Below are 9,720 nucleotides of genomic sequence, written 5' to 3' on the forward strand. Positions count from 1 at the left end.
GCCTTCATCGGTCGCGATGCACGTCAGTTCACCGGTCCATACCTGGTCCGGTGCCTCGGCCGTGAAGCGCCGCTCGGGCAGGTCCGGCGCAACCGGCAGAGTGTGCTTCGAATCGGTCGTTGCCTTGAACTTGCGCTTTTGCTTGCAGCGCACCCGGTTTCTTGCGCAGCCTACGAATGCGATGCAGGCCGACCTGCACGCCATGCGCGGCCAGGCCTTCTTCAGTCGCTCCGGCCCGCACGTCTCGCGGGTTCGTCGGTGGACAGCCTGAATTTTCACTTCCAAGCGTGACTCTTGCCGCGCACGCGGCGACGGTTTGCGGCGGCGGCAGGCATAGTACCCGCTGGCCGATACGCCCAGCAGCCGGCACATCGCCGGCACGGGATACTGACGTCGCAATTCTTTTTATGGACTCGTACTTCACCGCGACTCCTTCGCAAAGTACGCCGCGAACTTTTTTGGCAGGTCGCGCTCCATCTGCACCTCAGCCAGCTCCCGCCTGGTCCGCTGCAGTTCAGCTCCCAGCTCCGTCTGCGGTTTCTGCTGCCGGCCAACTTCCTCCAGCTTGCCCGCCTTGCCCGCCCGCTGCCAGTTCGCCAGCGACTTGAGTGGAATTGACAGCCGCCGCGACGCCTCCGACGCACCTACTGCCCTGCGAGCTTTACTGCCTCTTCCCGGAATTCCTTCGTATAACGCGCTCTCGGTACTCGATTCATCTATGCCTCCGTTCCTCAATTTTACGAAACGTTGGCGTACACTTTTTTCAGCTGACCTCAGTGAGGGACGCACCTTGTTCCCATACCGCCAAACTTTAATTGCCTGCTAAGTTTGGTTGCGCGGAATATAATCATCGGGTGCGCCTGGGGGTATGGGTGGTGAAACTTTTAGCGACTCTTGGAATGCATGGATCATCTTCCGTATCGGACCGCGCACCCACCCCTGCGTCGTATTAACATCGCTTTCTTCCTTGGGGTCCTGAATCAGGTTGAATAAGTAGGGCGTTTCGAGATGGTTTGCCCCCGCATTGGGCTCGACCTCCCAAACAAAATGCATTTTCCAATCCCGCCACTTTGCTGCTCTTATTTCTGATTTGATGTAATAGACGAAGCCTTCGCGGCAGGATTTCTCTTGCTTACCAAGGAAAAAATTGCTTTGGTCGACGCCGTCGATGGGACGGTCGCGCGGAATATCGCTGCCTGCGATGCTTGCCAGCGTGGGTAAGAAGTCGACAGTGTGCACCATTTCGTTTGTAATTTTCCCAGCCGGCACTTTGCCGGGCCAGCGGATAATCAACGGCACGCGGAGCGCACCTTCCATCGCGGTATGGTAAGTGCCTGTCCACATGCCGGCGCTTCCACGCCAAGGGCGACGATATTCAGGACCGTTGTCGCTCGCAAATATGAAGACCGTTTGCTCACTTATGCCGCATGCATCAACCTGATCCATGATCTGCCCCACCCGCGCATCCATTTCGACGAGCGAGTCCGCAAAATCGCCATGGGCAGTTCTTCCTTCGAACTCCCGATGAGGGATTGTCGGAAAATGAAGCTGCGTCAGCGGGACGTAGAGGAAAAAGGGCGTATCGGCACCAGCGTGCCGCTTGATGAAATCACAGCTTTTGTCCGTAAGCACGGAATCGATGCGACGGCGCATTTCGAGGTCATAAAGCTCGCGTTTCTCAGCCGGGCTTCCGCTGTGCCCTTCCATCACATAAGGTGGTTCCACGACCGCAGGATCGAAGCCGACCGAATCCATGAACATGCTTTCGTTCGTGGTCCTGGGAATGCCGTACCACTCGTCGAATCCTTTGTCCTTGGGGTACCGTCCTTCCTTGTCACCCAAATGCCATTTCCCGTACATAGCGGTGGCATATCCGGCCTGGGACAGGATTTCCGCTATCGTTACTTCCCATGGAATGAGGCCTTGCGGCAGGCCAGCCGGTACCGACTGCAAGGCGCCGGTCCTGATCGGGTGGCGTCCCGTCATCAACGCCGACCGGGTCGGCACACAGTCGCTTTCGACGTTAAAGTTCAGGAACTGCGTTCCGCTCGCTGCAAGCGCATCGATGCGCGGCGTGGGCGCGCCGCGGACCTTGCCGCCGCCGTAGCAACCCAATTCGCCCCAACCGAGGTTGTCCGCGAGGACGAAAACGATGTTCGGCGCCTGATTGCTTCTCTCGTTGTTGACGTTCATGATTTTTATTCCTGGTTCATCCGTGCGGGGTTACGTGGTTTTACTGCAGTTTCAGATTGAGCTTGGGGACGACTCTTGCCCAATCATCGGCGGTTTTTTTTATAAAGGAATCAAACTGCGCGCTCGACATGTAATTTGGATTCATGCCTCTGTCGGTAAGCTCCTTTTGCACCTCAGGCGAGTTCAGGGCTTTCCTGATATCGCTGGACAGGCGTTCAACGATATCAGGTGGCGTACCACGCGGCGCGACGACGCCGGCCCACTGGTCCAGCATGATTTCCTTGAAACCGAGCTCACCCAGCGTGGGCATATCAGGTAAACCGGGATCACGTTTCGCCGAGGTCAGGGCGAGGATACGCACCTTGCCAGCCTTCTGTTGAGCGAGCAGCGGAGCAAAACCGAGTACCGCGGCGGGAATTTGGCCCGCTATCAGATCCGTCGTGGCCAACCCTCCGCCTTTGTATGGCACGTGGATCATTTCCACTCCGGCTTGCTTTGACAGCCATTCCCCGACAATGTGCTGCGCTGTGCCGATTCCGGACGTGCCATATGCGACCTGACCTGGCGTCTTGCGTGCAGCATCTAGCAACTGCGTTAGCGAGCGGTGCGGACTTTGGGCGGGAACTGCTATTCCGATCGGCTGGTCGCCGATCATCGCTACGCCGACAAGATCGCGGTTGAAGTTCCAGTTCAGAGAAGGTCGCACTGCGCCTAGCGTAAGAGACGTATCCGAAGCCAAGGCGAGCGTGTAGCCATCCGGCTTCGCCTGCGTGGCCGCCTGTATGCCAATGGCGCCGGAGGCGCCGGGACGGTTGTCGATGACGACGCTCTGTCCCAGGCTCTTGCTCAGTTCCTTGCCGATCAACCGCGCCACCGTGTCATTCGTGCCACCCGCCGCCTGGGGCACAATCAACTTGATCGGCTGATCTTGCGGCCAAGCGGCATGGACATTTCCGCCGAAGAGCTGGCTGGCGGCCAGCAGGGCCGATCCTATTGAAGTCACGAGTCGATATTGGCGCACGTTGATCCCCGTCGAGTGTTTGGTGGAGAAAAGTCTAGGTCAATGCGTGAAAACTTGTTAATCGAAAATTCTGATGTCGTGATAACCTTAGGTTTTCACAAATTTCAGTGGTTCGACTACGCAGGTGACTATGCATCCTTTATCGGCGTTGTCCCATTTGAAGTTCCGGCATTTAATGTTGATCGATCTGCTGGTTCAGCATGGAAGTCTGCATAAAGCAGCGACTCACCTGAGCGTGAGCCAGCCGGCAGTGACAGCTATGCTGAACGATATGGAATCCCAGATCGGAATCCGTTTATTCGACCGGACTCGGCAAGGGGTTGTGCCTACGGCAGAAGCGCAGGCCATTCTCGGTCGATGCCGCACCGTTCTCAACGAATTTCGCGAGCTGGCTTCGGCGATTACACGAGTGGCTGGAAGGCGTCAGGTTGTATTGCGCGTTGGCGTAGTACCGCAAGCCTTTATTGCTCATCTTCCGAAGATGATCGGTCGGTTTCGGAAGGCGGGTGGCTGCGCGCTGCAAACCCGTGAAGGCACCGCCCGGCAACTGCTCGAATTGTTGCTTCAGGGGGAACTGGACTGCGTCGTTGGCCGTTTGCCAAATGAAGGACTGACCTCGGAGCAGGCATCGAACCTTTCTATCGCCAATCTTTATGAGGACGAGATTTGCGTTGTCGCCGGGATGAGTAACCCAATCCATAATTGCCTGCCTCTGACCTATGAACTGCTCGCACAACAGGATTGGGTTCTGCAGCAACGGGACTCGAGCGTCCGGCGTGCACTGACCGAAGCTTTTCTGCGCAGAGGCATACAGCTTCCCGAACCTGTCGTTGAGACAGCGACCTATGTGCAGAACTTGGCAATCGTTTCCGATAGCGACTTGATCACCGTGGCGCCGCGAACAGCCGCCAAGATGCAACAGTCTTTTGGGCGGGTCCGCCTGTTGGAAATACCGCTTGGTGTTTCACCGATGCACGTATGCATGATAACCAGAAAGGCATCGGCGTCAAACCCGGCTGTGATTCTGTTCCAGCACACATTCATCATGAGCTTGCATGCACAATGATTTGTTGCGGCGAAACTCCGGTTAGCCAGCACCCCCGCGCAGCTCCGTACATGCAGTTTTCCTGTATACAAGCTCCTACCTTGCATATTTGCTCCGAAGCTCGGGTCAGGATAAGGGTGCACTACCCGTGGTTCTCGCAACCATTTAATGGCAATGCGGAAGAATCGCTCCCACGTGAACCGGTGACGCTGGCTTTGACGGCGCAAGATATGTAGTCACAACATCATCAAATGCCATTGGATTGCGTACATTGCCGCAAATTTGCAGGAACCGCCTGGTCCTTACACATCGAGGCCGTACAATTGCTGGCCGAACACATTCAGATCTGTACCGTATTGAAGATGGGGTCGTCGCGTTATTGGGCAAGCGCAGTCAAAACCGGAGGTGTTGCCAGGCAACGCATTGGCCCTGATCGTCATTCTTTTTTCGGAGAGGGTTCGTCGTCGATCAGGCATGTCGCGCATTTTCAGCTCGCCGTTGAGCACCGCTAACCGAACTTGAACAAGATGACCATCCGCATCACCGTCTCCCCAATTGTTGGCGTCACAATAAATGTAGCGCCAAATCGGGCTGAATGGTTGCCTTCGGTCTTGACTGTTTTCCCACGGTGCGCGGGGCTGCCCAGGTTCAGCCGGCCGGCCGCTTCATCTGGCAGGATGTCGGCTGGGTTGCCACGAAGGTGTCGATCTTTTTCTCGGTCTTCCAGCCATAGCCAGTGTTTTCCTGGTCGTAGCGCACATCCTTGCCATTGACCTTGGTCCAGGTGGCGATATAGATGGGCTGCTGCGCCTGGTGGTCAGACTTGCGCATCTCGACGTCGCCGTTAAAGCTCTTGACCGTCATGCCTTCCATCGCGAAGGCCACCTTGACCGGGTCAGCCGAGCCGGTCTGCTTGATGGCCTTGGCCAACATCGCGATCGCGCTATGGCTGGACATGAGCCAGTAGTCCTCGTTGTACTTTTTCTTAAACGCTTCCACCACGTCGGCGCCAGCGAAGCTTTCGTTGTTGGGGTGCCACTGGCTGACATTCTTGACGCGGTCGGCGCCGGCAGCGCCCATCGCGGTCGGCACGCCCGTGGTGTAGGCAGTATAGGTATAGAAATTGACGTCGAGCTGAGCGTCCTTGGCGGCCCGGATCAGCAGCGCCAGGTCATTACCCCAGTTGCCGGTGATGACGGAGTCGGCGCCGGAGGCCTTGATCTTCGCGACATAGGGCGAGAAGTCCTTGACTGTGGCGATTGGATGCAGGTCGTCGCCGACGATCTGGATGTCGGGACGTTTGCGCTTGAGATAGTCCTTAGCGGCGCGGCTGACTTGGTGGCCCAACGCATAGTTCTGCCCGATTACAAACACTTTCTTGATCGCCGGATTGCTGGCCATGTAGCTCGTCAGCGCCTCCATGCGCATATCCGAGTTCGGTTCGAAGCGGAAGTGCCAGAAACTGCACTTGCTGTTGGTCAGGTCGGGGTCGAGCGCCGCGTAGTCCAGATACACCAGTTCCTTGCCGGGATTGCGTTCGTTGTGCTTGTTGATGCCGTCGATCAGCGCGAACGCCACCCCGGAGCCGCCGCCCTGGGCGATGTAGCGGTAGCCCTGGTCAATCACCGTCTTGAGCTGGCTCGCCGAGTCTTGGGGACTGCCCTTGCCATCGAAGCCGACCACCTCGATGGTGTTGCCAGGCCCTGCCCATTTCTGCTGGTTGGCGATCTCGGCAATCATCTGAAAGTTCTTTAGCGCAGTTTGCGCAGGAGGGGCGAATGCGCCGCTCAGCGCGTCGATGAACGCGATCCGCACGGTTTCGGCCGAGGCCGCCGGTGCAAGGCACAGGCCTGCGGCGATCAGGGCCGCGGCTGCCGCGGATGGTGGAAATGTCTTTTTCATGTCGCCTCCTTCAGGTTGGTGGTCAAGTTACGGCGCGCCTGTAGGCCCGGCTTGCTGCCGTCTCGCGCGCTCTTCTTCGTATAGCTCTTTCTTCGACAGCTTGCCAACCGCCGTCTTCGGTAATGCGGCGCGAAACTCGATGGCCTGCACCATTTCATGCTTGCCCAGCGCGTCCTTCAGGAACAGCTTCAGCGCCTCCAGGGTGAACGGCGCAGCGCCGTCCCGCAGCCGGATGAAGGCTTTCGGATGCTGGCCGCGGTAGGGATCGTCCACGCCGATCACGATGACTTCGACCACGGACGGATGACGGTAGACCGCTTCCTCAATCAGGCGCGGATAAACGTTGTAACCGCTGCACAGCAGCATATCTTTGACGCGGTCGGAGATATGAAGATAGCCGTCGGCGTCCATGTAGCCGACGTCGCCGGTGCGGAAATAGCCATCCGCCGTCATGGCATCGGCGCTCGCCTGCGGCTGCAGCCAGTAACGGCGCAGCACATTGGGGCCGGCCACACAGATCTCTCCCCGCTCGCCGTAGGGCACAGTGCGGCCCGGGTCATTCACGTCCAGAAAGCGAATGTCGACGCCGCACAGCGGGATGCCGCAGGCGCCCGGCGGCCCGACCGTGCCACGCGGCGTGATGGTGCCGACGCCGCAGAGTTCGGTCATGCCCCATCCTTCCAGCACGATCTGGCCGGCGGCCTCGCGGAAGCGGCGGGCAGCCTCCTGCGCCAGCGGCGCGCCGCCGGAATTGCAGAAGCGCAGCGAGGACAGGTCAGCGGTGTCGAGCAGCGCGCAGGCATTGAGCGCGGTAAACATGGTGGGCACGCCGAAGAACACCGTGACGCGGCGTTCGGCGATCTCGGCAATGGCGCGTTCGGGCTCGAAGCGCTGGTGCAGGATAGTGGTGGCGCCCAGCCGCAGCGCCAGCAGCAGGTTGAAGGTCAGCGCGTAGATATGGAATAGCGGCAGCACGCACAGAAATATTTCTTGGCCCAGCCGCATGCCGTCGTCGTGGCGGGTGTTCAGCAGCGCCTGGCTGCAGGCCGCCGAGAGCATGGCGTGGCTCAGCACAGCCCCCTTGGGCAGGCCGGTGGTCCCGCCGGTGTACTGCAGCACGGCGATTGCCTCTTCCAGGTCGGCCGGCGGCGCCGACAGTGGCGCGCCGTCGTTGGCGATCAAGTCCTGGAAGCGGATATGGCTGTCGTCGAAGGCGATGCCGGGGCTCTCGGCAGGCGGACCGCGCATGCCCATGTCGGCCAGGCTGCCCACCACCAGCCGCCGCAGGCGGGTGCTGCCCAGCATGGATGCCATCATTGGATACAGCGCGGGCAGGTCCAGCGTGATAACGATCTCGGTCTGGCTGTCGGCGATCTTGTGACGCACCACGTCGGCGGCGTCCAGCGGCGAGAAATTGACCACCGTACCGCCAGCCTTCAGCACGGCAAAGAAAGCCAGCGCATAGTGCGGCGTGTTGGGCAGGTATAGGCCGACAGGCACACCGGGCGCGACACCCAGCGCGCGCAGGCCCTGTGCGGCTCGGTCGGCCAGGCTGCCAAGTTCGGCATAGGTGAAGGCGCGGCCTTCGAATTCGATCGCCACTCGCGCCGGGTAGGCTGCGACCGCCTCGTCCAGGATGTGCTGCACCTGGCAGGTGGCGATGGGCGCGTCCCATGACAGGCCGGGCGGATAATGCTTCAGCCAAGGCCGGACGGCGCCTGCTTCTGGCCGCTTCGTGCTGTGCTCGGGCATAATGCGCCCCTCCTTCCTGTGTGGCCGGGATAGACAGCTTGCTAGACTAAGAGTTGCCCGCGTGGAAAGCCAATGAATTTCTTCGATGGCCGCCCATGAAACCGGTGCATATTGTCGAGCAGCAGGCGGCGTAACGACCATCGGACCATCGGTCATCCCCGGGCGCCGACGCAACCGGAAGATGTTTTCGTCGGTAATGCACGAGCGAGGGCAAGCAATCATCAAAGCCGTGGGGCTCTGTTGCGCGATGAATGTAAAGGACGCGCTTTCGCTTTAGTAGTGGAAGTTATGGCATAGCAACCGTAACAGGCGTGCCAAGACGCGTAAAGCGATTCGGCACGGCGGCAAGCGCCTGCCGCTTAGCTACATGGCGACCAAAGCCACGCGCCATGCGTCTTGGAAAGTAAATGTGGCTCCGCACAACCTCGCTAATTTACCCAGCCGCTACCCCAGGATCGGACCCGTACCAGAAAGCGTGTCCCTTCTGGAGGGTCAGCAGTTCAGCCCCCTGCGTGTCATCGCCCTGCGCGCGAGCAATGCTGTGCCAGTTTCCCACGAACACCAAGATCTCGCATTATGCCGTTCTCATTTAGGAAATCGCGTGAGGCGATCCCTCCAACGTCGCTATCTCCCACGAGTTGGCCCGCATTGTTAATGCTGATTCCAACGCTTTCCCGTCCATCCAGGATACCGAGCTCGGTCATTGGGCCATTGTGCTGTACAAGAAACCATAGACAGGACTCGCATTTGACCCGATCGGCTGAAACCTGCTACCTGTCCGGAATTGTTGATGGTATGGACGCCGGCGTGGACTCCCCCAGCGTCCCATGCCCGTCATGACGCCGCCGCGGTAGACATATGGATGAGAAATGGCTTCACCAGGAAGTGAACTGTTGCCCGCACCGCAGCCTGCATTATTCAGTCCCATCCACTTGTCAGCGGTCCGCCAAGCGATCCAATTGCAGTAACCGAGTAGGAAGAAGCCGAATGACACGTCCTGCCAGTCATTGCAAACCCGGCAAAAAAGCACTGTAGAAGTTTTCTGCACCGGAGGCCGAATGTAAGCGAGCAACCTCTATCCGGCTTGTGCCATAAGTTTATTACCTGGCAAATGGCGGCGTCCAAGCAACCCTCTTAGCAGCATGGGTCATCCCTACGGCGTTCATGAAGTCAGTGCCAATCAGGGGCTTGTCTGCATTGGCGATTGCTTTGACACGTCCCGCTTTGCCGTCGAGGTGATTGGCGACTGGTGGTTCTTCGAGGGGCTAAAGCGCTATGGCAATGCGCATCGCTGATTAATCCCGGCCGATGTGGAAGGCTCTCATAGTTACCGCTCACGTGTAGGGAAGTTCCAGTTCCAGTTCCAGGTACTCAGCGATATTGCGATCTTGCCGGTTACGGTGGGCCACCACCCGCCAATGCCTTGCTTCGAGCTCCTTGGCTATCACATCGTGGCGCGCAATTTCCATAATAGAAGGGTGTATTACAAATACGTGCTGCGGTGCTAAATCGCTTTACCACACTGTTGTCGATCGTCGAATTATTGGCCGATACAACAATATCTTTTTACCATTTTTTTTCTGCGAAAAGGCGCATTACGTCTTGTTCTGGAAGCGGCCTTGAACAAAGGAAACCTTGGAATTCGTCACACTCCTCTTCGCGCAAATAGACAAGTTGTTCGTAAGCGCCCAGTCATCCCGTCTTGCCGGAACCTTCTGAGGTAGATGGACGAATTAGGCAGGCGTCCAGCCATGCGGGAGCAAGTCGCTGATACGGCTGGCCGGTAGCGTCGGCAAGCGCTCCAGGA

At 58.6% G+C, this 9,720-nt stretch carries 6 protein-coding genes and 2 pseudogenes; 2 read left to right on the top strand and 6 right to left on the bottom strand.

Features of this window, described 5'->3' with window-relative positions; all coding sequences use genetic code 11:
• The 3 genes and pseudogenes from IGW04_RS25970 to IGW04_RS25035 all read right to left on the bottom strand — a co-directional run.
• A pseudogene (locus IGW04_RS25970) lies at positions 1–716 on the bottom strand (IS3 family transposase); the annotation flags it as partial.
• A 106-nt stretch (positions 717–822) separates the two neighbouring features.
• Positions 823–2,193 (bottom strand): arylsulfatase, encoded by a 1,371-nt coding sequence (locus tag IGW04_RS25030; RefSeq protein ID WP_194715815.1) that lies wholly within the window; start codon positions 2,191–2,193, stop codon positions 823–825.
• 40 nt (positions 2,194–2,233) lie between these two features.
• Complete coding sequence (locus IGW04_RS25035) at positions 2,234–3,214, bottom strand: Bug family tripartite tricarboxylate transporter substrate binding protein (protein ID WP_323744907.1); 981 nt, start codon at positions 3,212–3,214, stop codon at positions 2,234–2,236.
• Positions 3,215–3,389: 175 nt separating this feature from the next.
• Between IGW04_RS25035 and IGW04_RS25040 the strand changes: the two genes are divergently transcribed.
• Complete coding sequence (locus IGW04_RS25040) at positions 3,390–4,280, top strand: LysR family transcriptional regulator (protein ID WP_228527386.1); 891 nt, start codon at positions 3,390–3,392, stop codon at positions 4,278–4,280.
• Positions 4,281–4,907: 627 nt separating this feature from the next.
• On the opposite strand, the gene IGW04_RS25045 is transcribed toward IGW04_RS25040, so the two are convergent.
• The 3 genes and pseudogenes from IGW04_RS25045 to IGW04_RS25055 all read right to left on the bottom strand — a co-directional run.
• Positions 4,908–6,161 (bottom strand): branched-chain amino acid ABC transporter substrate-binding protein, encoded by a 1,254-nt coding sequence (locus tag IGW04_RS25045; RefSeq protein ID WP_194715817.1) that lies wholly within the window; start codon positions 6,159–6,161, stop codon positions 4,908–4,910.
• A 27-nt stretch (positions 6,162–6,188) separates the two neighbouring features.
• A complete protein-coding gene (locus tag IGW04_RS25050) occupies positions 6,189–7,913 on the bottom strand; it encodes an AMP-binding protein (protein ID WP_194715818.1) in 1,725 nt (574 codons plus the stop codon).
• Between the two features lie 286 nt (positions 7,914–8,199).
• Positions 8,200–8,310 (bottom strand): annotated as a pseudogene (locus IGW04_RS25055) (IS5/IS1182 family transposase); the annotation flags it as partial.
• Positions 8,311–9,055: 745 nt separating this feature from the next.
• Between IGW04_RS25055 and IGW04_RS25060 the strand changes: the two are divergent.
• Positions 9,056–9,208, top strand: coding sequence for an ISAzo13-like element transposase-related protein (locus IGW04_RS25060; RefSeq protein WP_194715819.1), 153 nt, complete (start codon positions 9,056–9,058; stop codon positions 9,206–9,208).
• The last annotated feature ends 512 nt before the right edge of the window (positions 9,209–9,720 follow it).

The organism is Noviherbaspirillum soli (genome assembly GCF_015352955.1).
In the GTDB taxonomy this organism is placed as follows: domain Bacteria; phylum Pseudomonadota; class Gammaproteobacteria; order Burkholderiales; family Burkholderiaceae_D; genus Noviherbaspirillum_A; species Noviherbaspirillum_A soli.